The following is a 23436-nucleotide window of genomic DNA, read 5'->3' as shown; positions in this document are numbered from 1 at the left end:
CTTTCCCTTAATCAAAATCAAAGCCACTGGGCCCTCGCGTTCGCAAGGGCGACGGTGTGAGTTGATAGGATGTGCGGTAGCCCGGTTGTTATCGTGGTTTTCGTAAAGCACGGTGCAGTTGGTTCCCTACGTACTCTAATCACCCCTCTGTCGTACCCGCGCACGTGGGTAGCCAGTGTCTTTCTCTCAATCAAAATCAAAGTCACTGGGCCCTCGCGTTCGCAAGGGCGACAACCCCTCTTCTGTCTTACTCGCGAAGGCGGGTAGCCAGTGTCTGTGCCTTTGGTCATTCTTGCGCACGCGGGTACCCAGCGTCTTTCCCTCTATCAAAATCAAGGCCACTGGGCTCTCGCGCTGGCAAGGGCGACACGATGAGGGTTAGGTGTTGGCGGCGGTAGTGGTGGCCGCCTTAATGCTCCGGTGCGAATGAGCTTAAAATGGCCCCGGGTCGTACCCGCGCACGCGGGTAGCCAGTGTCTTTACTGCTCCTACCCAGAACCAAAGCCAGTGGCCCCTGTCGCTGGCAACAGCGACAGGCGGTTTTTCAGGCACAAAAAAAGGCTCGCCGAAGCGAGCCCCTGTCAGGAGTTTTTACCGCAGAACGCTTACTTGGCGTTCATCAGGACAACGGCGTTGTCCAGCATACGGTTGGAGAAGCCCCACTCGTTGTCGTACCAGGCCATGACTTTAACCAGGCGACCGTTAACACGGGTCTGCGTGGCGTCGAAGGTAGAGGAGTATGGGCTGTGGTTGAAGTCGCAGGAAACCAGCGGCTCATCGTTGACAGCCAGAACTTCGGCCATGGCGCCGTGGCTGCAAGCCTTGGCGATGATGGCGTTGACTTCTTCGATGGTGGTGTCGCGCTTGGCAACGAAGGACAGATCAACCAGAGAGACGTTGATGGTTGGTACGCGAACCGCACCGCCGTCAAACTTACCAGCCAGTTCAGGTACAACCAGACCAACTGCCGCAGCAGCACCGGTTTTGGTTGGGATCATGTTCACGGCCGCAGCACGGGCGCGACGCAGATCTGAATGGTATACGTCAGACAGACGCTGATCGTTGGTGTAAGCGTGGATGGTGGTCATCAGACCAGACTCGATACCCAGCTCGTCGTTCAGCGGCTTGGCAAACGGTGCCAGGCAGTTGGTGGTACAAGACGCGTTAGAGATAACGGTCATGTCAGAAGTCACGATGTCGTGGTTTACGCCGTAAACAACGGTCGCGTCGACTTCTTTACCAGGTGCAGAGATGATCACTTTCTTGGCACCGGCTTCGATGTGCTTGGAGGCGGTAGCTTTGGTTGTGAAGATACCAGTACACTCGAACACCACGTCTACGTCCAGCTCGCCCCAAGGCAGTTTGGATGGATCACGCTCGGAGAAGGTACGGATCTCATCGCCATTGATGGTGATGGCACCTTCGCTCTGCTCAACCTTGGCGTTGAAGCGACCGTGTACGGAGTCGTACTTGGTCAGGTGAGCGTTAATGGCGGCGTCACCCAGATCGTTGATAGCAACGATTTTAATTGGGTAGTCTTTCTCGCTCTCATACAGCGCGCGCACAACGTTGCGGCCGATTCGGCCATATCCATTGATGGCAACTTTGATCATAGTGATACCTATCTCGATAACTTATGTAATTGTGGTTAATTTACAACACTAATGGCGGTGGTCAAGGGCGTAACCGCAATATTTTGTGATAAATGAGTAAATGTTACGACACATCAAGTTTTAGTTGGCTTAAGCCTAGTACAAAACGGCTGTTTCTGTGACCAGTGCCTCGCGATGGCGAGGCGCGCTCCGTGCAATAAATCACCATTTAGTCCGTAACTCAAAAAGAAATAAAATTACAGTTTGAGGTCGTTTGCCGTAAATGAGCCCTGCTCAAGCTTGTCCAGCAGCGTCGCGGCTTTGGCGTCCAGAGTGGCCTTGTCCACTTTGCTGGAAGCCTGCAATAGCCGCAGTCGCTGCGCATTTACCAGCTCGGGTTTGAACTGTGCGGTCATCTTAGCAAACAGATAAGCACTAGCTGGTTGGTCGAGTGTCAGGTATTCGTTGGACAGCTCCAGATAGGTATCAACAGCGGGGTGGGGCAGGGTGGGGAGAATGTCCAATAGATAGGCGACTGCTTTCTCAGGGTTTATTCGAGAATAGTAGGACGCTGCAAACTGCTTTAACTGGATGGAGTTCAGTTCGCCTTTTCGCTCAGAATCCAGGAACCGCGCCAGTGCCTGGTGGTCGTTGAGCCGGGTCCAGTGGTAGAAGCTGAGATAGGGGGAAGGGTCGCTGACGGTCGATTGTTGCAGCTTTTTCAGCGCTTTTTGTGAAGCGATGTAGCTCTCGATTCGGGCCGTCTCCCGCTCCTTGGCAACGATGCGGTTTTCTATCATGGTCGCTTTTTCCATGCAGCCAACATAGTTTTCTAAGGAAATGAGTTCGTTATAAATGGTTCTGCGATCACTGGGGTCGTCTTCGTAACGGGTCCAGATCACCTGCGAACGCTCTTTAATACACCAGCCGGTCAGGGGCACGTCCTGACACATTTGCGGCTGAGCTTCACACACTTGTTGCAGCGTTAATCGGGTGTCGCAGGCGCTAAGGGGCAGCAGTAGAGCTACCAGGGCAATTGCTCGCATCGTGTAATTTTACCAAAAATTCTGCGGTCATCGGCTAAATCTAGTCGATTTCTCTAATTAAATTACGGATTTAGGTTGCTGGAATCAAGAAGCCGTTGTTCTGTAGAATACCAGCCAGTTGGCCAACGTAGCCACGTTATCTGTACCCATTTCATGGTCTTTGAACTTAATCACGATTATAAAGCATTGAGCCGAAGACTGTGCGCATCATAAAGGATCTGTTGACAATGAGCGCTGACAAGCACTTGAAAAGCTGGCAAGAACGTTTCGAAATGGCCGAAGCGATGCAACCCATTATTGGCAAGCTGTATCGCAACAAAGGCGTCGAAGTGTTGGTGTATGGTAAGAGCCTGCTGAATGCGTCTACCATCGACATCATTAAGTCTCACCGTCTGGTTCGTAAGCACGAAGGTGAGAAACTGCGCCTGCGTGAAAGCTTCCCGTTCCTTGAAGCCCTGAGCAAGCTGGATGTTCGCTACGCTCGCATCGATCTCGGTAAGCTGGCCATGAACTACTGGCGTAACCACAGCGACGGCAGTGAGATTGAGTCTTACGTTGAAGCGGAAATGGGCCCGGCCATCGAGCAGGAGCTGGAGCAGCGTGACGTCGTTCTGTACGGCTTCGGTCGCATCGGCCGTCTGCTGGCTCGTTTGATGATTGAGCGCACCGGTGTGGCCAACTCCATGCGCCTGAAAGCCATTGTGGTACGAGGCGGTCGCGATGGCGATCTGGAGAAGCGTGCCAGCCTGTTGCGTCGTGATTCCATCCACGGGCCGTTTAACGGTTCCATCGAGGTGGATGAAGAGAACAACGCCATCATCGCCAACGGGACCTACATTCAGGTGATCTACTCCAATGGTCCGGATCAGGTGGATTACACCCAATACGGCATTAACAACGCTCTGGTCGTTGATAACACCGGCATCTGGAAAGATGAAGAGGGTCTGGGTCTGCACCTGAAGTCTAAGGGCGTGGAGAAGGTGTTGCTGACCGCTCCGGCCAAAGGCGACATCAAGAACGTGGTGTACGGTGTCAACCACATGGACATTTTGCCGGAAGATATGATTGTGTCTGCGGCGTCCTGTACCACCAACGCCATCACTCCGGTGCTGAAAGCCATCAACGATAAGTTTGGTATTCGTAACGGCCACGTTGAGACGGTGCACTCCTACACCAACGATCAGAACCTGATCGATAACTACCACAAGGGTGATCGTCGTGGTCGCAGTGCGGCCCTGAACATGGTACTGACCTCTACCGGTGCCGCCAAAGCCGTTGCCAAGGCGCTGCCGGAGCTGAAAGGTAAGTTGACCGGCAACGCCATTCGCGTTCCGACGCCAAACGTGTCCATGGCCATCATGAACTTGAACCTGGCCGAAGGCACCGATCGCGAGACCATGAACGAGTTCTTGCGTGAAGTGGCCCTGCACTCCGAGTTGCAAAGCCAGGTGGACTTCACCGAGTCTACCGAGATCGTATCCACCGATTTGGTCGGTTCCCGTTACGCCGGTGTGGTTGATTCTCAAGCGACCATCGTCGATGGCGACCGCGCGGTATTGTACGTGTGGTACGACAACGAGTTTGGTTATAGCCGCCAGGTGACTCGAGTTATGAAGAAGATGCTGGGCCTGACGACCCACGTGATTCCGTCTTAACGGGTTGCCTGAATAGCAAAAAAGCCAGCAGAGATGCTGGCTTTTTTTGCTTTAACCCCATCAAAAAACAACCAAGAGGTCAGATGCAGCGGGCCGGTTTCGGCAGACCGGCAATTTTGGTGGCCTGTTTGGCCGGGCCTTTGGGGAACAGTTTGTAGAGGTACTTGGAGTTGCCTTTCTCTTCGCCCAGTTTCTGACCGATGGCTTTAACCAACACCCGAATGGCGGGACTGGTGTTGAACTCTTCGTAGAACGCCCGCACAAAATTCACCACTTCCCAGTGGTTGGCGCTAAGGCTGATGCCTTCCTGCTCGGCCAGCAGAGGTGCCATCTCCGGTTGCCACTGGTTGGCGTCCAGCAGGTAGCCCTGTTTGTCAGTCTCTATCTCCTGACCATTGAAATTCAACATGTTTACCAAGCCTGTACTTTGTCGTAGTGCAGTGTCAGATCGACGAACTGCGGGTAATCAATCACCGTTATGGGGGTCAGGACTCGTTTTAACAACCCCCGCGCCTGCAAGTCTTCCTTTAGAGCGTAGCAGGGGCGATCGTGGAGCAGGTTGGCAAAATCGGACAGGGTGGCGGCGACCACGGCGTCCTGCATCAACAGCAGGCCATCACCGGCGCTGGCGTAATCGATAGCCAGTTGATGGCGATGACTGTCATTGGGGGATTGGCTGAGGGTATGGAGAACGTTCAAAATGTCAGTACCTGTTGTATGCCGTTTAGCTGCTCGGTCAATTGCTGCCGGGTCAATACCTTGACCGGCATCAGCAGGTCATCGGCACTCAGTCCCCGTTGTTCTAGTGACTGCTGGCAGACCCAGATCTGTTCGACGTCGTACATGGGCAGGGCTTTGAAGGTGGCGATGTAGTCTCTGGCCTCAATCTGACTGGGGGCCTGTTCGGACAGCAGTTGGTAGACGCCATCGCCCACGAAGAAGCATTGGGTGGGGATGTCATAACTGGCGCTGAGCAGGGCCAGATCCAGCGCTTCCCGACCACTGGCGCGACCGTGCGGCATGTGAGTAAAGACTATGGCAAGCTGTTTCATCAAAATTGCACCGTCCTGTCTGCCGCTTGCATGGTGGTTACCAGTTCGCCGAGGCCTCCAAGGATAAAGCCGGTGGCCAGATTGGCGCTGTCCAGGCCAGCATCCTCTGCAGCCTCGGTATCGATGATTCCTCGGCGCAGTCCGGCGGAGACGCAGCTGATCAGCGGAACCTGGTGTTGAAGGTGAAGTTGTTGCCAGCGACCGAGCAAGTTCAGCTCATCGCTGGCGGGCATCAGCATTCTGGAGGCGTTCAATACACCGGCCTGGTAGAAGAACACCTGTTCCAGCCGGTGGCCCGCCTCAATGACGGATTCACAAAATTTTAGGGCAGACCAGGCGGACTGGCTGCCGTAGGGTTCGCCATTGACGACCACTAAAAAAGAACTCATATCGTGTGCAGTATTCAATAAAAAAGGCCCCGGTAATGGGGCCTTAGTGTAACGCACTTTGCGAATTTAGTCGTCGCTCATGCCCAGCAGGCTTAGCAGGCTGAGGAAGATGTTGTACAGAGACACAAACAGGGTCACGGTCGCATTGATGTAGTTGGTTTCACCGCCATGGATAATGGCGCTGGTTTGCATCAGGATGGCACCGGACGAGAACAGGATGAACAGACAGCTCAGAGCCATGCTCAGCGCCGGAATGGCCAGGAAGATGTTGGCGATGAAGGCGGCAATGATCACCCAGAAGCCTGCCATCATCATGCCACCGAGGAAGGACATGTCTTTACCGGTAACCAGCACGTAGGCAGACAGACCGAAGAAGGTCAGGGCGGTGCCACCCAGGGCCATCAAAACGACGTCGCCCATACCCGCACCCAGATACATATTCAGAATCGGTCCCAGGGTGTACCCCATGAAGCCGGTCAGGGCGAATACGGACACCAGGCCCATGGCACTGTTGGCAGTGCGGCTAACCAAAAACAGCAGACCGTAGAAACCGACCAGGGTGATGATCATGCCGGGGTAGGGCAGATTCAACGCCATGGTGACGCCGGCTACGGCGGCGGAAAAGGCCAGGGTCATGGCCAGCAACATATAGGTGTTGCGGAGAACTTTATTAATCTCGACCGAGCTGCGGGTGCTGCTGACGGTCTCAAAACGCTGGGTCTGCATGTTGACTCCTTTGTCTGTGGCTACAACAGTTTAGAGCCACCAAATCCTAAAAGGTTTACTGTACAAGTTGATATAGGTGCCCGGCAACGGTTTTTCAACCCCTTGAGGTCATTATTGGGTGATGAGTTCAGCCACAATCAAGGCTGTGGTGACTGGATACGGAAATGTCGCAGTATTGGCGCACAAAATCCGAGACATGGCGCAATGCTGACATTTTATCGACGTCGTCTGGGCTATGCTAACAAGATAAGGCAGACTGTCTGTGGGGCAGTGTCCTCATCAGGAAAGCGTAACCGTTAAGGAAGACTAGCCTATTTATGAATACTCTAAGTGCAGCACTGGAACTGGAACCTCATATCGTAGCTCTGGAAAAGCGCCTGTTCTGTCATTCGACCCGTCGGCAGCCTGAGCAGCTGGCTTTCTTGATTCACGCCGATTTTATCGAAGTGTCCGCCGCGGGGCAGCGCTTCGGGCTGGCTCAGGTGCTGGCCAGAGTGCCCAATGAAGTGCCGCCGCTTATCGATGCCAGAGAGTTCCAGGTGCGTCAACTCAGTGCCAGCCTGTGTCAGGTGTTGTATCGGGCTAAGATGGTGAAAGGGGCGGTATTCAGCTATTCCCAGCGCAGTTCATTGTGGGTGCTGGAAGAGAACCGTTGGCAGATGATCCATCATCAAGGGACGCCCTGTCCGCCATTTTGAATCTTGTTTATGACTGACATTGACCTGTACATTCGGCCTTATCGGCCGAGCGATGCTCGGGCGCTTACCGACCTGTTTTATGACACCATCCACTCCATAGGTCCGCTTCACTACACGGCGGAGCAGGTAGCGGCCTGGGCGCCACTCCCGAAGGAGTATGAACGCTGGGCGGTGAGACTGTCCCAGTGTCCTCCCTACGTGGCCCTGTTGGATGACATCGTGGTTGGCTTTATCACCTTGAGCGACAGTGGCCATATTGATTTGGCTTATACCCATCAATCCTATCAGCGCCGGGGGATTGCCAGTGCCCTGTATGAGCATTTGTTGGTAAAGGCGGCGAAGCAATCCTTGCAAACCCTCACCGTCGATGCGTCTTGTTTTGCTCGACCGTTTTTTGAAAAACGGGGCTTTGAGGTGGTTCGGGAGAACCAGACGATTCGCCGGGGTCAGCGACTGCAGAGTTGGCGTATGGCATTGACCTTATTGGAAGGATGCGCTGGGTCATAGTTTTTGACTATTGGCCCCTGAGGGGAATCTAGGGCTTTACAGCGAGGCGAGCTTTCCCTATCATTGCCGCCACTGGAGAGATGGCTGAGTGGTTGAAAGCACCGGTCTTGAAAACCGGCAAGGGTTTATAGCCCTTCTAGGGTTCAAATCCCTATCTCTCCGCCATATTAGCAATTGCTTTGAAACCGGATACCTTTTGCGGGTTGGTTTCGAAGCTGGAGAGAGTTAGGGTGCAGAACCCTAGTCAGGGTTTGCAACGAGCGCAGCGAGTAACGCCGAAGGCGGCCGAGCTGGCGAGGGAATCAATCCCTATCTCTCCGCCATATTTAGCAATGCCTTTGAAACTGTAATTTTTCATGATTTGGTTTCGAAGTTAGGAGAGAGATGGGGTGAAGAGCCCTAGCTGGGTTCGCAACGAGCGTAGCGAGTAACGCCGAAGGCGGCCAAGCGCAGCGCGGGTATCAATCCCTATCTCTCCGCCATGTTTTAGAAAAACCCGCCTTTTGGCGGGTTTTTTCGTACAACTTGTAGGGTTGACCTTGTGACTCCCCCCCTGTCTGCGCGGACATCGAGGCTGGCGCTGACGGAGAATGTCTATACGTTACAAGGCCCTACAAGGCTATGCCAACGACAGTAAGAACACACGAACGAGACTGATGCCGGATGTTCCTTAGCTTAGGGATACAGCGGCAAAATCGAGCGGTGGTTTTTTTTGAGATTTCGGCCCCAAATCATCGTTGGCAAATAGAAGTGGGCTATAATTCGTGCGGCAAGTCAGACATCCCAACCGACGTCGGACAAGATAGTGACCAGTTGCAGTACAAAATCGATGCTAACTACCGAAATCATTTCGAGTAGTGCGTATCTTTTGGTGCCAATAGTGGTATACTTCCCCGCCGAAAAGTGACAACGATTGTTTTTTGCAGAGTAAAGCAATGACTGATTTATCAAAATACAGAAATATTGGTATCTTCGCTCACGTTGATGCCGGTAAGACCACTACTACTGAGCGTATCCTGAAACTGACCGGTAAGATCCACAAGACCGGTGAAGTGCATGACGGTGCCGCTACCACTGACTTCATGGAACAGGAAGCTGAGCGTGGTATTACCATTCAGTCAGCTGCTACCACTTGTTTCTGGAAAGATCACCGGATGAACATCATCGATACTCCGGGACACGTAGACTTCACCGTTGAAGTATACCGTTCCCTGAAAGTACTGGATGGTGGCGTCGGTGTATTCTGTGGTTCCGGCGGTGTTGAGCCTCAGTCCGAAACCAACTGGCGTTACGCTAACGAATCCGAAGTAGCCCGTCTGATCTTCGTGAACAAGCTGGACCGTATGGGTGCAGACTTCTTCCGCGTTGTAGACCAGGTTAAGAACGTATTGGGTGCAAACCCAATGGTTATGACCCTGCCTATCGGTCGTGAAGATGACTTCGTTGGTGTTGTAGACGTACTGAGCCAGAAGGCTTACGTATGGGACGACACTGGCCTGCCAGAAAACTACGAAGTTGTAGACATCCCAGCTGACCTGGTCGATGACGCTGCCGCTTACCGCGAAGAGCTGATCGAAATGGCAGTTGAGCAGGACGAAGACCTGATGATGGCTTACATGGACGGCGAAGAGCCTTCTCTGGAAGACATCAAGCGTTGTATCCGTCTGGGTACCCGCGACATGTCCTTCTTCCCAACTTACTGTGGTTCTGCATTTAAGAACAAAGGTGTTCAGCTGGTTCTGGACGCGGTTGTTGATTACCTGCCTAGCCCAACCGAAGTTGATGCACAGCCTCTGACCGATCCAGAGACTGGTGAAGCTACCGGTGAAGTTGCTACCGTATCTGCTGACGAGCCACTGCGTGCTCTGGCGTTCAAGATCATGGACGACCGTTTCGGCGCCCTGACCTTTATTCGCATCTACTCTGGTGTTCTGGAAAAAGGCATGACCATCCTGAACTCCGCTACCGGTAAAACCGAGCGTATCGGTCGTATGGTAGAGATGCACGCCGATGAGCGTAACGAGATCTCTCGTGCTCAAGCCGGTGACATCATCGCCGTTGTTGGTATGAAGAACGTGCAGACCGGTCACACCCTGTGTGATCCTAAGCATGAGTGCACCCTGGAGCCTATGATCTTCCCTGAGCCAGTGATCTCCATCGCTGTATCTCCGAAGGACAAAGGTGGTTCCGAGAAGATGGGTATCGCCATCGGTAAGATGGTTGCTGAAGATCCATCCTTCCAGGTTGAAACCGACGAAGATTCCGGCGAAACCATCCTGAAGGGTATGGGTGAACTGCACCTGGATATTAAAGTAGATATCCTGAAGCGTACCTATGGCGTTGACCTGATTGTTGGTCAGCCTCAGGTTGCTTACCGTGAAACCATCACTCAAGCGGTTGAAGATTCCTACACCCACAAGAAGCAGTCTGGTGGTTCCGGTCAGTTCGGTAAGATCGATTACCGCATCAAGCCTGGCGAACCAGGTACCGGCTTCACCTTTACCTCCTCTGTTGTGGGCGGTAACGTGCCGAAGGAATTCTGGCCTGCTATTGAGAAAGGTTTCGCTTCCATGATGGAGCAGGGCGTTCTGGCTGGCTTCCCAGTACTGGACGTTGAAGTAGAGCTGTTCGACGGTGGTTTCCACGCAGTTGACTCCTCTGCCGTAGCCTTTGAAATCGCCGCTAAGGGCGCTTTCCGTCAATCCATTCCTAAGGCCGGTCCTCAGCTGATCGAACCTATCATGAAGGTTGACGTGTTCACTCCAGAAGACCACGTTGGTGACGTAATCGGTGACCTGAACCGTCGTCGCGGTATGATCAAAGACCAAGAAGCTGGCGCCACTGGCGTTCGCATCAAGGCTGACGTACCTCTGTCCGAAATGTTCGGTTACATCGGTCACCTGCGTACTATGACTTCCGGCCGTGGTCAGTTCTCTATGGAGTTCTCCCACTACATGCCTTGCCCAATGAACGTGGCAGAAGAAGTTATCGCTGAAGTGAAAGCTCGCGACGCAGCTAAGTAATTTCGATTACTGAATGTGTTAAAGCCCCGGCCTAGTGCCGGGGCTTTTTGTTTGTGGTGTCTTTGGGCGTGACTTGTGCTAGACCCGCATGCTGGGTAGCATGAAGGCTTCATCAACGGGTGAAGCGGGCATAGGTGTGCCTGAGGTTGGCCGAACACCCACGGACCGGAGCGACGCCATGCAGCCTCACGACAGTGAACCCCTCAGTGATTTTATCGAGTACGACAGCGAGCAGATGCAACAGCGGGCGCAGTTGTTTTTGCAACAGATGCGCCGTCGTCACTCCATTCGCAGCTTTTCCGATCGGCCTGTGCCTCGGCAGGTGATCGAAGACTGCATTCTTACTGCCGGCAGTGCTCCCAGTGGTGCCAATCACCAGCCCTGGCATTTTGTTGCCATTCACTCTGACGAGGTTAAAAGCCAGATTCGCGAGCAGGCTGAGGCACTGGAGCGAGGGTTTTACGAGGATAAGCGTGCCGGAGAGGAGTGGCTCGAGGCTCTGAAACCTCTGGGCACCGACGCCCATAAGCCTTATTTGCAGACCGCCCCATGGCTGATCGCAGTATTCAGCAAGAAACGCGGCGGCTTGCAGGATGACGGTGCAACCACCAACTACTATGTGCATGAAAGCGTGGGAATTGCCACCGGCTTTCTGATCACCGCCCTGCATCAGGCTGGACTGGCAACGCTCACCCACACCCCGAAGCCGATGAGTTTCCTGTCCAAGGTGTGCGGGCGCAGCGACAACGAGCGGCCTTACATGTTGATTGTGGCCGGTTACCCGGGCGAAGACGCCAGCATTCCCGCCCATGCCCGCCATAAGAAGTCGTTGGCAGAGATCGCCAGCTTTTTGTAGGGCTGGCACAAAGGGCTTTACGGGTCGCCAAGTAAACGCTAGTTTAAATTCATCGATGATTGAATTTTGACCAGAAGGAATGGCCCTTGTCGACCCCTCAGCCCGCTGTCAGCATACTCGCTGAAACCCACCAAGTGTTTAATCAGGTGCCGCCGCTGGAGCACTACAACCTGTATGATAACGATCAACCACTGAAAGAGTTACTGGCTCGCGAAGGCGGCAACTGGGGCCTGGAGCGGGTTCGTCGTCTGGGGCAGACCCTGGGGGAGCCCCAGTGGATAGAGAAAGGCTTTTTGGCCAATCGGTATAAGCCGGAGTTTCACAGCCACGATCGATTCGGTAATCGCATTGACTGGGTGGAGTTTCATCCGGCTTACCACGAGTTGATGACCCTGGCCATCGATGCCGGCATTCCAACCCTGCCCTGGACCACACCTAAAGCCGGCGCCCATGTGGTGCGGATGGCTCTCAACTACCTCTACAACCAGAATGACGCCGGCAGCGGTTGTCCGTTGACCATGACCTTTGCGGCGGTGCCGCCGCTGGCGAAAGCCAAGGGTGAGGCCTCGGCTTGGCTGGCAAAGTTGCTGCAAGGTCGCTACGATCCGGCCAACAAGCCCAGCAGCGATAAACTGGGCGTTACCATCGGCATGGCCATGACCGAAAAGCAGGGCGGTACCGACGTGAGAGCCAATACGACGGTGGCGACGCAGTTGGAGGGCGATCGTTATGAACTCGTCGGTCACAAGTGGTTCTGCTCGGCGCCCATGTGCGACGGTTTCCTGACCCTGGCGCAGACAGCCGCCGGACTGACCTGCTTTTTGCTGCCCCGGTGGCGCCCGGACGGGCGCCGTAACGAGTTTTATGTGCAGCGGCTTAAAAACAAGATGGGCAACGTGTCCAACGCCTCGTCTGAGGTGGAGTTTCGCGGTGCTCTGGGCTGGCGTCTTGGCGACGAGGGCCGCGGAGTCGCCACCATCATCGAGATGGTGGCGCTGACCCGTTACGACTGCATGATCGGCTCTACCTCGATGATGCGCCAGGCGGTGGCTCAGGTGACTCATCATATTGCTCATCGTAGCGTGATGGGAAAACCCTTGATGGAACAGCCGTTAATGCAGAATGTGGTGGCGGACCTGTGTCTGGAGGTCGAGGGGGCACTGGCGATGACCGGTCGCATGGCTCGGGCGCTGGACGCCCCGGACGATCCTCAGGAACAGCTGTTGTTGCGGGTGGGTACGGCGATTGGCAAGTACTGGATTTGCAAACGTGCGACTCACCATATTGGCGAGGCCCAGGAGTGTCTGGGGGGCATAGGTTATGTGGAGGAAAGCATACTGCCGCGGTTGTATCGTGAAGCGCCGGTGAACTCCATCTGGGAGGGCAGTGGTAATGTGCAATGTCTGGATGTGTTGCGGGCCATCGGCAAAACGCCGCAGGCGATGGAGGTTTACTTTTCAGAGCTGGAGTTGGCCCGCGGCGGTCACCGGTTGTACGACGCCTATCTGGATGATACTCGGGAGCAGTTTCAGGCATTGACGGACTTTGAGTATCAGGGGCGGCATATGGTAGAGCGTCTGGCCAAGCTGATGCAGGCGGCGCAGTTAATTTTCGCCGGTAACGCCGGAGTCATTGATGGTTTTTGTGCCAGTCGCCTGGGGCCCGGACGAGGGCTGTGCTTTGGCAACTTGCCACTGGGCATCGATTGTCTGGCCATCATAGAGCGGGCCAGACCCAAGGTAATGGCCGGTGAATAATCGCGGTGCTTATCAGCGCCGGCGCGGGGCCGGCTCTCCCAGCAATTCGCTGGCTCTGGCCATTTCGATAAACAGCCGCATGCGATGATTCTCAAACGGGGTCCTGGGGTAGATGGCCCACAGGGGGCCGGGAGTGGCGAAGCGGCCGTCAAACAGGCGCACCAACTGGCCGCTTTCCAGATACTGGTTGCAGCAAAAATCCGGTAGCCAGCAGATGCCATGACCCAGCAAGGTCATCTGCAGCGCCGCTTCGGCCTCATCCAGGCGAAGGTGGCTGTGAACTGGCAGTGTCTGCAGTTGGTCGCCATCCTGCCAATACCAGTCGCCGTCGCCGAGATCGGTGTAATTGAGCACCACCAGGTGGTGATCATTCAACTCCTGAATGTTACTTGGGGTGCCGGCAGTTTTCAGGTACTCCGGGCTGGCATAAAAGTCACGTTTGGTGAGCGACAGCGGTTCACTGACGAAACTTTTGTCGTTCAAAGGCTTGGTGTTGAACATCAAATCGACATCGAATTTGGTGGCATCGGGGGCCGACCAGGTGGACCTTAGCTCCAGGTCAATGTTGGGGTACTTGCGTACGAACTCGGACAGCACCGGTCCGGCGATCACCCGGTTAAACAGGCCCAAGGCACTGACTCTGAGTTTGCCGCTCGGTTCGCAGGTGGTGGTCTTCATGCGCTCGGTGGCCTCCAGCCACTGCATCTCAATGGCCTGGCTGTGTTGCAGGAATGCCTCTCCTTCCGGTGTTAAGGCCAGTTGCCGGGTTGAACGCTGAAACAGCACTACGCCGAGATGGGACTCCAGTTGTTTGATGCGCCGGGTCACGCTGGGACGAGGTTGAGCCAGGGAGTCTGCAGCGCGGGCGAAACTGCCGACTTTGGCGATGTGGTTAACCAAACGAAGGTCGTCGAGGGAGATTTGGTGCATAGTTATCCTGTCTTGTCTTGGCGGTCGAAGGCTCTGTCTCCTGATAGTAGCAACGAAACCGGGCACCACACAGTGAGCCCGGTAGCAGGTGGGGATTTGTCTGTCACTAGTCATAAGACTTAGGGCGTCGGGGGTTCCTGGGCCTAAGTCAGTGGTTAAAACTGGTGACTTAATCCCAGGCTAAGGAGGTGAATATGGGCCTCACTTTGACCTCGAATCTGTTGTTGGAAAGGCGCCTCAGCAATGGGGTCATAGCCGTTGATGGCCTGATTGACTTCGATGTCGCCCAGATCCAGGTATTGATAGTTCAGGTCGAGGCGAGTGCGTTCACTCACCTGCCAGCTGGCGCCGACGGCGTAGGCGAGCTGGCGATCCATGGGCGGATCCAGTTTGTGGTCAGCTTTTGACACCACCGACTGATCGTAGGCGATGCCGGCCTCGAGCAACCATTGTTGGCTGAGCCGGTAGTTGAAGCCGATGGCGGCACTCCAGGCGTCGTTCCAGTTGCGGGGAATAACGATGGTGGGGCCGTGGTCATGGACGATGCGACTCTCCTCCAGATCGGACCATTGTGCCCATTCCAGATCCGCCAACAGGGTCCAGCCTGCGCCGAGTTGGCGATCCAGACTGAAAGTAACCAAGTCTGCCAGATTAAATACGTGGGTGGCCTGATCCTTTTGGGTGCCCATGGGGCTGATTAGGGTGGTGTCGCCGGTCAACTCATGTTCAACGCCCGCCACATAGCGCAACCCCAGGCGAGTGAGTTCGTCCGGACGGTACATCAGCCCCATCGACCAGGTGAACTCGGTGCTGCTCAGGTCCAGGTTTTCGCTGGCACCGGGAAACGGTGCCATGTCCAGCTCCCAGCTCATGTAATTGGCCCCAAGACTGGCCCCTAACGACCATTGTTGGTTGATTCGGTAGCCCACTGAAGCGGTGGCCGTCAGTACCAGCACGTCTACAGACTCGATAAAGTTGTCTCCGACCCAGTTGCTGCCGAAGTCGGCAGCGCCACCTGCCGGCGACGCCAGGGCCAGGCCCATGCCCCAGTTCTCATCGAGTGGCTGGCCGTAAAACAGCGAATTACCCGCAGCGACACCGACATCGTAGTCGACATTTCGGCGACGCTGGTCGAAGCCGTCGTTGCTGCCGCTGGAGCCTTGATCCTTAAAGTTGAAGTGGTGGTCGATGGCCATCAGGTTTGCCTCGACTTGCCGTTGTTCTATAAAGGCCAGTCCGGCCGGATTGTTGAAGGCGGCACCGGCACTGATGTCGGCGGCGCGGCCGGCACCGGCGCTGCCGAGGTAGGCGGAGGCGGTGTCGTCCCGAAGCAGGCCACTGGCGTTGACCGTAGTGGCAAGGGTGGCAGAGAGGGCAACTAAGCCCAGAGAAAGATATTTAGAAGAACGATTCATGTTTCAACCCTTAGTAAATAACCAGATTGCAGTCATTTATTATTTTCAGTGTTTATTGTTTTTATGTCGCGGAACGGAATATACAATTTTATTCGTCTGTCCTTGTTGTTGTTATTTTTTCAATTGTGATGAAATTCTGATAATTAGTTTAAATTTGATGTGGTTGTTTTTATATTTAAAATTGACAGTTTCATATTTGAAATGATGAGACTGAGAGCTGGCTGTGCATCGCTATAGTACTAGACAGCTAAAGCCGCTGCCGTTGTTCGGGTTTACCGGGGCTTAGAAGCCCTTAGACTACGGGGGGGAGGCATCAGAGGGAGTGGAAAATGATACCTGAGTCGCAAATTGGGCGCTGCAATCGATTTATTTGAAAAAGTAAAACAGTAGGGAATCCCTAGTGGCAGTGGGTGTTTGAAGTCCATGACTTACTGCGATTATCAAATATGAAATTGTGAGTTACCTGAGCGGGGCTATTTGGGGTGAGTGATATTGGATAATATTTTAGGCCAAGATGTTGGTGTTCAATAAATTAATAATCTCTAGGTTTGAATTGCCGACAATATTTCCATTACTACTATTGCGAGATGGGAAATGACTCAAAAACAAGCTACACCGGGCCAGCCTGATTGCCCGCAGGATTCCGAGGGGTTGCTGGACAATCCACAACGTCGCCAACTGTTTAAACGGGCGGCGCTGGGTGGTGGCGCTGTACTGGCGGCGGGCCTGGGAGCCTATGGCGTTGGCCGGGTATCCATCGAGGGAAAACTCAATCCCGGTTGGCCGCAGTTGGCAGACGATTTCAAGCCCTTTCCCGGTCGTGACCACATGTGGTCCTATGCCGGCAGCCCGATGCTGATGATGCGCCATCCTGAGCGTAACGAGCAGTTTGGCCGGCTTAACAAGGACAACCCCAACTACAACTTTCAGCTTCAGGTGCCTCGTTTTGAGCAAAAGGGGTGGGATAACTCTCGCCTCGGCTTTACCCAGCTGGATCGCTCGTTGTCCCATGCCGCCTGGTGTCCACCGCACAAATGGGATTTGCGCCTGGGTGCCATGGGCGTGCCGGATACCACCTGGTTCTCCTGGGATCAGTCGGATGTCGAGCATGAACAGTATCAGTTTGGCTCCAAGTTGGAGGCGGCCAATGCCATTCGCAGTGCTGCACGCTTGTTTGGCGCCATCCGCTGTGGCATCGCTAAACGCGATAAGCGCTGGGATTACGACCCGATTTACCATGCCGGTGCCACCGTGGAGATGATGGAAACCATGGAAGCTCAGGGCGTCAGCAAGATCACCGATCAGGCGGAGATGGCCAAGGCGATGCAGGGGGCGATGGAGCACTTTAAGCCTGTGGACCGCGAGCTTAGCTGGGAGGAGGATTTTCCTTTCGAGCCAAAGACGGTGATTGTGATGGCGGTGCCCATGGACTATGACAACCTGGCCACCGCACCGACCTTTACCTCCGGCGGCACCGTGGGAGACGGTTACACCAAGATGGCGACGTTGGCGTCGCAGATGGCCAAATTCATTCGCGGCCTCGGTTACCATGCTGTGGCCAGTGGCAACGATCTGGGTAACTCGGTGGCTTACGGCATTGCCGCCGGCCTGGGTGAGGGGGCCCGAAATGGCCAGTTGATTGTGCCCGGCTATGGTCCGCGTCTGCGCCTGTGCAAAGTGTATACCGACCTGGAATTTGTTGACCACGATCAGCCGCGCAGCTGGGGCATTGAGGAGTTCTGCAAATCCTGTAAAAAGTGCGCCGAAGCCTGCCCGTCCAAGGCGTTGCCCATGGGCGAAGACACCACCTTTACCTTTGTCGGTGAGCACTCGGAACAGCCAGGTTATAACTGGAACAACCACGAAGGGATCAAGAAGTTCCACGTCGACTCCAAGCGCTGTTTCGACTACTGGATGGAGAGCGACGGCGACTGCGCCGCCTGTAACGCCGCCTGTACTTTTAACGAACCGGATTTCTGGCATCACTGGATGATCGTGGCGGCCAACCCGTTCATTCCGGACGTGCTGCACAGTGCCATGTCGGAGATGCACCCGGCCTTTGGCTATGGCTCTACCCAGAACCCCGCCAAGGTGACCAAGTTCTGGAATACCGGGGAGGGGATGCGGGTGAACGCAACCAACCGTAATGTTTTCGGCGCTGTCGGCCGTTCCTGAGGAGAGTGACATGGAACTACTGGAATTTTTTATCATGGGCATGCTGTTCACCCTGGGTGTTTTGGGACTGGCTTACCTGTCGGTACGGGTACAGATGCCGGCCCTGGCCTGGGCTGGCATGATCACCGGAGCCTTGATCTTCCTGTTTGGCATTGGTTGGGCCGGCAGTTCCTTTATTGAGGACGTGCCGCAATCGGGCTCGCTGGGACTGGCGGTGTTCTGTATGCCGGGCCTGTTATTGATGGCTTTCATCTGGCGTAAGTACGTGCCTAAAGGCCTGCGCCTGTAGGGCGAACGTCCTCCTGGTCGGCGTGCGATGCTGGCTGAAGCTGCGCACGCCGACATTGTTCACAAGACGAGAATGTCATGAAAGTAAAACGATTCGCTTGGTCGTCGCTGATCCGCAGCCTGGCCTGGTTGAGTCTGATCGCGGCCTTTGTTATCGGTCAGATAGGTACACGCCCGGACTACGAGGCATTGCTGGCCAGTCATTTTCCCGAGGCGACCCTGACGCCGTACTCGGGCGAGGGTGATGGCCCCAGAGTCTTTGAGTTCGGCAATCGCCAGCAGGGTGAGCCCGAAGTGGTGATTCTGGGTCAGGGGGACGGCTATGGCGGGCCGATGACGGTGGCCATTACCGCCAGTCGCACCGCCACCGGGGCCCGAACCCACGACGTGTTGCTGCTGGCGGATACCGAAACCCCGCCATACATCGAGCGACTTAAGAAGAAACACTTTTTCCGCCAACTGGCTAACCGTTCGGTGACCGACGATTTCCTATTGGATACCGATATCGACTCTTACTCCGGGGCGACCATTACTGCCCGGGGCGTCAGTCAAGCGATGCGGGCCTCCCTGCACCTGGGGGCAATGACTCACCTGGGCTTGCCTGCCACCTGGACGCCGGATCCTTGGGCGTTGGGGTGGGATGAGTTGGGAATGTTGTTGCTGGTGGCGGCGTCAATCGTGGTCAGCATGGGGTCGAAACACCGTTTCAGTCGGCTGTTGAAAACGTCGCTGCCGCTGGTGTCACTGCTGTTTGTGGGCTTTTATACCAATGCCTCTATCGGCATCGGCAGCATCAGCAGCATTGTTCTGGGGTACATCCCTAGTGTGAAGCAGCATCCACTATGGTGGATACTGATGGGCGCCATTCTGGTGGGCATCGTATTGCTGGGCCGCAATGTCTATTGTCACAAATTGTGCCCCTTTAGCACGGTGCAATCCCTGCTGACCAAGGTCACCGGCCTATCGATGAAGGCCCCAACGGTACTGATCAAGCATGCCCGAAGCCTGATTTTAGGGCTTATTTGGGGATCTTTAATGCTGATTCTGCTCTCCCGTCACCCATCGCTGGGCTCCTATGAGCCGTTTTCGATGATGTTCGCCCTCGAAGGGGTTGGCATGCAGTGGTACATCCTGCCGCTGTCGCTGTTTGGTGCTGCGTTCATTCCCGATTTCTGGTGTCGTTATTTCTGTCCGGTTGGGCTGACCATCAACGAGTCGGTGAAACTGCGCCGCAAAGCAGTGAACCGGGCTAAGGCTTGGCATCACAGTCGCCGTATCGAAGTGCAGTGCGATGCCGGCATCCCGTCACCGACTCACAAAGGAGGCTCCCATGGCAAAACTTCGGCGTAAGCCCAACGCGCACCCCATCGCCCGGGTATTAAGTGGCGTGACCTTGTTTCTGATTCTGCTGTTCTTTTTTAACTCGGCGCGGCAGATCCACACCGATGGTGTGTGGCAGCAGTTCCGCCACAGCGTCGGTGACGCGATGTCCAGCGAGGAGGTGACACCATGAGGTATGGGCCCGACACGTTCTTGATTTGCAGCGGCTGTGGTGGCGACCTAATTCATCGGCCACTGATGGCGGTGGATGCTCGTTTTGCCACTCTGTGGAGTGATGGCTACGTTGACAGCCCTACTGTGCCTGAGCAGCCGCTGGTGGCCCGCTGTGGCCACTGTCAGGCGTCAGTGTGGTTACCGGAACTGGCGGTCAACCCCAACGGCGGGAAGAATGGTTGTGACTACCGGCCACTGACTCCGGCCGAGATTCAGAGTCTGCTCGATCAGTATGCGAGTCAGCCCTCGGATCATCAGTTGCATCTGCGAGTAAAGCTGTGGCAGCAGTCAAACCATCGCTACCGCAACGATGACGGCTCTGACGTAGCCTGGACCGAAGCGGAACAAGCCAATATGGAGGCGCTGCTGGCGATCTTGGATATGCACCGGGTTCAGGAGCGGCTAATGGCCGTCGAATTGCTGCGTCAACTGGGCCAGTACGAATCGGCTAGCGCGCTGTTGGATGGGCAGTTTGACGGCATGGCGCTGGACATTGTCAATTTGCTGAGGCAGCAGATAGAGCAGCGTCATCAGCGGCTGTTTCGTTGCCGATTGACTCAGGCCGTCGACACCCGCAGTGCGGCGGATTACCGCTGAGGGGGGCTAGGGTATGACACAGGCGGATAGCGGTACTGGCATTGCCGGACTCCTGCAACAAGGCTGCGACGAATTGGGGGTGAAGGCCATCTGCTATTGCTACGATTTGGATGAGCCGATGCGCTGGGGGCGGCGCCTGAAAAGCACCGAACACGTGATTCGCAACCTGGCCAAGCGGCGTCAACTGTTTGCCAGTTCCGGTCAGGCGCTGAGCTTGTGGCGCAGAAAGATGCCGTTTTATCGGAACATGGAAACTGTTATCGAACAGCTTTTGAGCCAGCAGGTGTGTGTCTGGCCACAGCAGAGCATGCCGGCGCCGATGGTTCGTCACCTGCAGGCTCAAGGGGTCGATGGGGTTATGACTGTGTCGGTATGCTGCCCGGTGTCGCCACGTTTGCGGGGCCGGTTTATGCTGTTGGTGCAATGCTCGGAGCAACTGACAGAGTTGGCCGATCAGCAGGGGAGAGTCGCGGCGTGCCTGGCGCGGTTGCAGACTCAGATTGCACTTGAGTTCGGTCGTGACATTCATCCCTTGGTGGACTGCAATGTGATTAGCCCGTTGGCGGTGTACATTCTTTCGGGTATTGCTCAGGGACAGGATCGCGAGCAGGTGTCTTCCCAACTCAACCTGACTCTGCGTGGCGTCGATTATCACATCAGTGTGTTGAAGCAGGTGCTGGGGGCGAGAAACATTGCCCAGTTGGTGCATGAAGCCGGCAAACTCCAACTGGTGTAACCCAAAGTCTGGCGGCATTTGTCTCAACTCGAATGAAAAATCGTCATTCGCACCGAGGATTGCCACTATATTGTTCAGTCGACCGTTTTTTGCTTTACAGCCGGGCCGGCGATTATTACTATTTGCCGCGTTGGAGAGATGGCTGAGTGGTTGAAAGCACCGGTCTTGAAAACCGGCAAGGGTTTATAGCCCTTCTAGGGTTCAAATCCCTATCTCTCCGCCATATAAAGAAAAGCCCGCCTAGTGCGGGCTTTTTGCTGTTCTGGATTCGAAGAAAGTGAGATAGGGTGCAGAACCCTAGTCAGGGTTCCAACGAGCGCAGCGAGTAACGCCGTAGGCGGCCGAACGCAGTGAGGGAATCAATCCCTATCTCTGTGCCATACAAAGAAAAGCCCGCCTAGTGCGGGCTTTTTGCTGTTCTGGATTCGAAGAAACGGAGATAGGGTGCAGAACCCTAGCCAGGGTTCCAACGAGCGCAGCGAGTAACGCCGAAGGCGGCCGAACGCAGTGAGGGAATCAATCCCTATCTCTCCGCCATATACCGAAAAGCCCGCCTAGTGCGGGCTTTTTGCTGTTCTGCGTTCGAAGAAAGTGAGATAGGGTGCAGAACCCTAGCCAGGGTTCCAACGAGCGTAGCGAGTAACGCCGAAGGCGGCCGAGCGCAGTGAGGGAATCAATCCCTATCTCTCCGCCATACACAGAAAAGCCCGCTACGTGCGGGCTTTTTGCTGTTCTGGATTCGAAGAGAGTGAGATAGGGTGCATGAGCCCTAGTCAGGGTTCCAACGAGCGCAGCGAGTAACGCCGAAGGGAGTCAACCAAAGCACTTTCGACCCGTTAGCTTAGAGTCGCTTAGTTGAGAAATGCCGAACTTTATACCCTTTTTTGAACGAGATAAGGCTAACTTTTTTCGTCATAGGATCTTCGAGCTCGATGAATCTCTTGTTGATGTTCATCTGCCCAACACACGAGTTTGTACAAAGGCTTAACCAGATCCCTTCCCAACTCTGTTAGTGCATATTCTACTCGTACAGGCACTTCAGGATACACAGTCCTATTCACATAACCTTCCCGCTCTAGATCACGCAGGGTTTGAGTCAACATACGTTGAGAAATCCCTTCTATTCTAGATTTCAAAGCATTAAAACGGTCTGAGCCATCTACGAGAGCAAACAGGATGAGTAGCGACCATTTGTCACCTATTTGCGCTACAACGTTGCGCACGGGGCAATCCTCATTATTGTGAAAGATACGCCTGTCCGATTTAGGTTTTTTCGCCATTTTTCAATGCCTTATTTGTCTGTTGTTACCGCAAGAGTTACCAAAATGTGCCTAGCTAAGTATTTGGTGCCTTCTTGTGCTTGAGGTTACTATTGATTACCGTGGTTATTAATATATACCTACTAAGCACGGCAAACAATGGAGTTACCTATGTTCAAAGCACTTACCTCATTTATTCTTCTATTCACTAGCACGGTGGCATACGCACAATCTAAGGACGCATTGATCATTGATCTGCCATCGCTCAAGAAATCCAGTTGGACACAACAAGAGTTTGAAAATGCGGAGTTGATTACTGATTTTGTTCAAAACCTTATGAACAATCACAATTTTGACTACATCCTAGAGCACTACAACGACAGTGCTTATGTACAACACAATCGAAACTTACCTGACAAAGTTACTGGCTTAGTGGACTTCCTCACTGAATTTGTCGAGGAATATCCTGATTACACTTATGATGTAAAACACATCTACGTAGACGGTGATTATGTGATCTTCCATTCTCATGCCACGTTAGAAAGAGAAGACAGAGGCGATGATCAAAAAGGGATGAATATTATCGACACCTGGCGTATCGAAGAGGGCAGAATTGTAGAGCATTGGGATTCGATTCAAGCGCTTGATTTTTCAATGAGAGTGTACTCCCTGATCAGCGGTGGTGACATTGCTAATTCAAATGGTGTTTTCTAAGTTATTGACGTTGATAGATAAAATAGGTTGGTGCTTTGGCCATAACTTGTATGTGTCCAAAAGTGTGTCATGAGTTCTATCATTGCTGTTTCTAGACGTTAAAGTAAGCACTAGGCTTTAACCTGTACTAAGCAGACGACTAATTTGATTGCCTTACAACACGGTTAGTCATTCTAAAATAGTAGAATTTTATTTTGAGTGGCATCAAGACCCCATCTCTCCGTCATCCACAGAAAAGCCCGCCGAGTACGGGCTTTTTGTTGTTCTTACTTCGAAGACATGGAGGTTGGGTGCAGTGGAACATTGGCTACTGAACCCGGACAGTACTCAGCAATCATCACTCCGGTCCAGCTTCAAAGAGTTCTGGGTCATGCTTGTGCACGTGGGTAGTTAGCGTCTTCCCCTTTGGTCATTCTTGCGCAGGCGAGAATCCAGCGTCTTTGCCCGTATCACCATTAAAGTCACTG

General features: G+C 54.2%; 23 protein-coding genes and 2 tRNA genes. 15 read left to right on the top strand and 10 right to left on the bottom strand.

All coding sequences use genetic code 11. The features are described 5' to 3' along the window. Positions 1-605: 605 nt before the first annotated feature. Positions 606-1613 carry a type I glyceraldehyde-3-phosphate dehydrogenase gene (gene gap / locus H598_RS0112480; protein WP_035415871.1) on the bottom strand — a complete coding sequence of 336 codons (1008 nt, stop codon included), beginning with the start codon at positions 1611-1613 and terminating at the stop codon, positions 606-608. A gap of 236 nt (positions 1614-1849) precedes the next feature. Beyond that, positions 1850-2638, bottom strand: a complete 789-nt coding sequence (locus H598_RS0112475; protein WP_084144453.1) for a DUF2989 domain-containing protein — start codon at positions 2636-2638, stop codon at positions 1850-1852. Between the two features lie 227 nt (positions 2639-2865). Between H598_RS0112475 and H598_RS0112470 the strand changes: the two genes are divergently transcribed. Next, positions 2866-4293 carry a glyceraldehyde-3-phosphate dehydrogenase gene (locus H598_RS0112470; RefSeq protein WP_028113315.1) on the top strand — a complete coding sequence of 476 codons (1428 nt, stop codon included), beginning with the start codon at positions 2866-2868 and terminating at the stop codon, positions 4291-4293. 79 nt (positions 4294-4372) lie between these two features. Here H598_RS0112470 and H598_RS0112465 read toward each other — a convergent pair whose 3' ends face one another. The 5 genes from H598_RS0112465 to H598_RS0112445 form a co-directional block, all read right to left on the bottom strand. Next, positions 4373-4702, bottom strand: a complete 330-nt coding sequence (locus H598_RS0112465; protein WP_028113314.1) for a TusE/DsrC/DsvC family sulfur relay protein — start codon at positions 4700-4702, stop codon at positions 4373-4375. 2 nt (positions 4703-4704) lie between these two features. Next, positions 4705-4992 carry a sulfurtransferase complex subunit TusB gene (gene tusB, locus H598_RS0112460; protein ID WP_035415870.1) on the bottom strand — a complete coding sequence of 96 codons (288 nt, stop codon included), beginning with the start codon at positions 4990-4992 and terminating at the stop codon, positions 4705-4707. Continuing rightward, positions 4989-5345 (bottom strand): sulfurtransferase complex subunit TusC, encoded by a 357-nt coding sequence (gene tusC, locus H598_RS0112455; protein ID WP_028113312.1) that lies wholly within the window; start codon positions 5343-5345, stop codon positions 4989-4991. Before tusC ends, tusB begins: the two co-directional genes overlap by 4 nt. After that, complete coding sequence (gene tusD / locus H598_RS0112450) at positions 5345-5734, bottom strand: sulfurtransferase complex subunit TusD (RefSeq protein ID WP_028113311.1); 390 nt, start codon at positions 5732-5734, stop codon at positions 5345-5347. The genes tusC and tusD overlap by 1 nt, the downstream gene beginning before the upstream one ends. A 66-nt stretch (positions 5735-5800) precedes the next feature. After that, on the bottom strand, positions 5801-6460 hold the full coding sequence (locus tag H598_RS0112445) for a Bax inhibitor-1/YccA family protein (RefSeq protein WP_028113310.1): 660 nt from the start codon (positions 6458-6460) through the stop codon (positions 5801-5803). 317 nt (positions 6461-6777) lie between these two features. On the opposite strand from H598_RS0112445, the gene H598_RS0112440 reads away from it, so the two are divergent. The 6 genes from H598_RS0112440 (at position 6778) to H598_RS0112410 (ending at position 13301) form a co-directional block, all read left to right on the top strand. Further along, on the top strand, positions 6778-7158 hold the full coding sequence (locus H598_RS0112440; RefSeq protein ID WP_035415869.1) for a nuclear transport factor 2 family protein: 381 nt from the start codon (positions 6778-6780) through the stop codon (positions 7156-7158). 9 nt (positions 7159-7167) lie between these two features. After that, positions 7168-7665 (top strand): GNAT family N-acetyltransferase, encoded by a 498-nt coding sequence (locus H598_RS0112435; protein ID WP_051252700.1) that lies wholly within the window; start codon positions 7168-7170, stop codon positions 7663-7665. A 74-nt stretch (positions 7666-7739) separates the two neighbouring features. After that, positions 7740-7830: transfer RNA gene (locus H598_RS0112430), tRNA-Ser, on the top strand. 770 nt (positions 7831-8600) lie between these two features. Continuing rightward, complete coding sequence (gene fusA / locus H598_RS0112420; protein WP_028113306.1) at positions 8601-10688, top strand: elongation factor G; 2088 nt, start codon at positions 8601-8603, stop codon at positions 10686-10688. 178 nt (positions 10689-10866) lie between these two features. Further along, positions 10867-11544, top strand: coding sequence for a nitroreductase family protein (locus tag H598_RS0112415; protein ID WP_028113305.1), 678 nt, complete (start codon positions 10867-10869; stop codon positions 11542-11544). An 86-nt stretch (positions 11545-11630) separates the two neighbouring features. Beyond that, positions 11631-13301: an acyl-CoA dehydrogenase family protein gene (locus tag H598_RS0112410; RefSeq protein WP_028113304.1), complete on the top strand. Its 1671-nt coding sequence runs from the start codon at positions 11631-11633 to the stop codon at positions 13299-13301. A gap of 12 nt (positions 13302-13313) precedes the next feature. Here the strand turns inward: H598_RS0112410 and H598_RS0112405 are convergent, their stop codons facing one another. Together H598_RS0112405 and H598_RS0112400 are read right to left on the bottom strand one after the other, a co-directional pair. Beyond that, positions 13314-14231 (bottom strand): LysR family transcriptional regulator, encoded by a 918-nt coding sequence (locus H598_RS0112405; RefSeq protein ID WP_028113303.1) that lies wholly within the window; start codon positions 14229-14231, stop codon positions 13314-13316. A gap of 155 nt (positions 14232-14386) precedes the next feature. After that, the gene (locus H598_RS0112400) at positions 14387-15646 is read right to left on the bottom strand and encodes an OmpP1/FadL family transporter (protein ID WP_028113302.1); all 1260 of its coding nucleotides are present in this window, start codon (positions 15644-15646) and stop codon (positions 14387-14389) included. Between the two features lie 594 nt (positions 15647-16240). Between H598_RS0112400 and H598_RS24205 the strand changes: the two genes are divergently transcribed. From H598_RS24205 to H598_RS0112365, 7 genes are all read left to right on the top strand, one after another. After that, the gene (locus H598_RS24205) at positions 16241-17821 is read left to right on the top strand and encodes a reductive dehalogenase (RefSeq protein ID WP_051252699.1); all 1581 of its coding nucleotides are present in this window, start codon (positions 16241-16243) and stop codon (positions 17819-17821) included. Between the two features lie 10 nt (positions 17822-17831). Then, positions 17832-18110: a hypothetical protein gene (locus H598_RS24200; RefSeq protein WP_035415868.1), complete on the top strand. Its 279-nt coding sequence runs from the start codon at positions 17832-17834 to the stop codon at positions 18108-18110. Positions 18111-18187: 77 nt separating this feature from the next. Continuing rightward, positions 18188-19459, top strand: coding sequence for a 4Fe-4S binding protein (locus tag H598_RS0112385; RefSeq protein ID WP_028113301.1), 1272 nt, complete (start codon positions 18188-18190; stop codon positions 19457-19459). Further along, a complete protein-coding gene (locus H598_RS0112380) occupies positions 19440-19622 on the top strand; it encodes a hypothetical protein (protein WP_028113300.1) in 183 nt (60 codons plus the stop codon). The genes H598_RS0112385 and H598_RS0112380 overlap by 20 nt, the downstream gene beginning before the upstream one ends. After that, positions 19619-20260, top strand: a complete 642-nt coding sequence (locus H598_RS0112375) for a hypothetical protein (protein WP_028113299.1) — start codon at positions 19619-19621, stop codon at positions 20258-20260. Before H598_RS0112380 ends, H598_RS0112375 begins: the two co-directional genes overlap by 4 nt. Positions 20261-20273: 13 nt before the next feature. Further along, complete coding sequence (locus H598_RS0112370) at positions 20274-20996, top strand: helix-turn-helix transcriptional regulator (protein ID WP_028113298.1); 723 nt, start codon at positions 20274-20276, stop codon at positions 20994-20996. A 132-nt stretch (positions 20997-21128) separates the two neighbouring features. Continuing rightward, positions 21129-21219 (top strand) — tRNA-Ser (locus H598_RS0112365). A 676-nt stretch (positions 21220-21895) separates the two neighbouring features. Here H598_RS0112365 and H598_RS26035 read toward each other — a convergent pair. Then, complete coding sequence (locus tag H598_RS26035) at positions 21896-22276, bottom strand: winged helix-turn-helix transcriptional regulator (RefSeq protein WP_084144450.1); 381 nt, start codon at positions 22274-22276, stop codon at positions 21896-21898. A gap of 150 nt (positions 22277-22426) precedes the next feature. Between H598_RS26035 and H598_RS0112360 the strand changes: the two genes are divergently transcribed. After that, the gene (locus H598_RS0112360; protein ID WP_028113297.1) at positions 22427-22969 is read left to right on the top strand and encodes a nuclear transport factor 2 family protein; all 543 of its coding nucleotides are present in this window, start codon (positions 22427-22429) and stop codon (positions 22967-22969) included. Positions 22970-23436 lie beyond the last annotated feature (467 nt).

The organism is Ferrimonas kyonanensis DSM 18153 (assembly GCF_000425405.1).
GTDB lineage: Bacteria > Pseudomonadota > Gammaproteobacteria > Enterobacterales > Shewanellaceae > Ferrimonas > Ferrimonas kyonanensis.
The sequence above is the reverse complement of the archived record's forward strand: the minus strand, read 5'-3'. Positions and strand labels throughout refer to the sequence as shown.

Coding starts and splice junctions, on each gene's coding strand:
- H598_RS24200 (WP_035415868.1), top strand. CDS start 17,832: ATGGAACTACTGGAATTTTTTATCATGGGCATGCTGTTCACCCTGGGT.
- H598_RS0112435 (WP_051252700.1), top strand. CDS start 7,168: ATGACTGACATTGACCTGTACATTCGGCCTTATCGGCCGAGCGATGCT.
- H598_RS0112360 (WP_028113297.1), top strand. CDS start 22,427: ATGTTCAAAGCACTTACCTCATTTATTCTTCTATTCACTAGCACGGTG.
- H598_RS0112415 (WP_028113305.1), top strand. CDS start 10,867: ATGCAGCCTCACGACAGTGAACCCCTCAGTGATTTTATCGAGTACGAC.
- H598_RS0112470 (WP_028113315.1), top strand. CDS start 2,866: ATGAGCGCTGACAAGCACTTGAAAAGCTGGCAAGAACGTTTCGAAATG.
- H598_RS0112385 (WP_028113301.1), top strand. CDS start 18,188: ATGAAAGTAAAACGATTCGCTTGGTCGTCGCTGATCCGCAGCCTGGCC.
- H598_RS0112465 (WP_028113314.1), bottom strand. CDS start 4,702: ATGTTGAATTTCAATGGTCAGGAGATAGAGACTGACAAACAGGGCTAC.
- H598_RS0112405 (WP_028113303.1), bottom strand. CDS start 14,231: ATGCACCAAATCTCCCTCGACGACCTTCGTTTGGTTAACCACATCGCC.
- fusA (WP_028113306.1), top strand. CDS start 8,601: ATGACTGATTTATCAAAATACAGAAATATTGGTATCTTCGCTCACGTT.
- H598_RS26035 (WP_084144450.1), bottom strand. CDS start 22,276: ATGGCGAAAAAACCTAAATCGGACAGGCGTATCTTTCACAATAATGAG.
- tusC (WP_028113312.1), bottom strand. CDS start 5,345: ATGAAACAGCTTGCCATAGTCTTTACTCACATGCCGCACGGTCGCGCC.
- H598_RS0112400 (WP_028113302.1), bottom strand. CDS start 15,646: ATGAATCGTTCTTCTAAATATCTTTCTCTGGGCTTAGTTGCCCTCTCT.
- H598_RS24205 (WP_051252699.1), top strand. CDS start 16,241: ATGACTCAAAAACAAGCTACACCGGGCCAGCCTGATTGCCCGCAGGAT.
- H598_RS0112375 (WP_028113299.1), top strand. CDS start 19,619: ATGAGGTATGGGCCCGACACGTTCTTGATTTGCAGCGGCTGTGGTGGC.
- H598_RS0112475 (WP_084144453.1), bottom strand. CDS start 2,638: ATGCGAGCAATTGCCCTGGTAGCTCTACTGCTGCCCCTTAGCGCCTGC.
- tusD (WP_028113311.1), bottom strand. CDS start 5,734: ATGAGTTCTTTTTTAGTGGTCGTCAATGGCGAACCCTACGGCAGCCAG.
- H598_RS0112380 (WP_028113300.1), top strand. CDS start 19,440: ATGGCAAAACTTCGGCGTAAGCCCAACGCGCACCCCATCGCCCGGGTA.
- gap (WP_035415871.1), bottom strand. CDS start 1,613: ATGATCAAAGTTGCCATCAATGGATATGGCCGAATCGGCCGCAACGTT.
- H598_RS0112370 (WP_028113298.1), top strand. CDS start 20,274: ATGACACAGGCGGATAGCGGTACTGGCATTGCCGGACTCCTGCAACAA.
- H598_RS0112445 (WP_028113310.1), bottom strand. CDS start 6,460: ATGCAGACCCAGCGTTTTGAGACCGTCAGCAGCACCCGCAGCTCGGTC.
- H598_RS0112440 (WP_035415869.1), top strand. CDS start 6,778: ATGAATACTCTAAGTGCAGCACTGGAACTGGAACCTCATATCGTAGCT.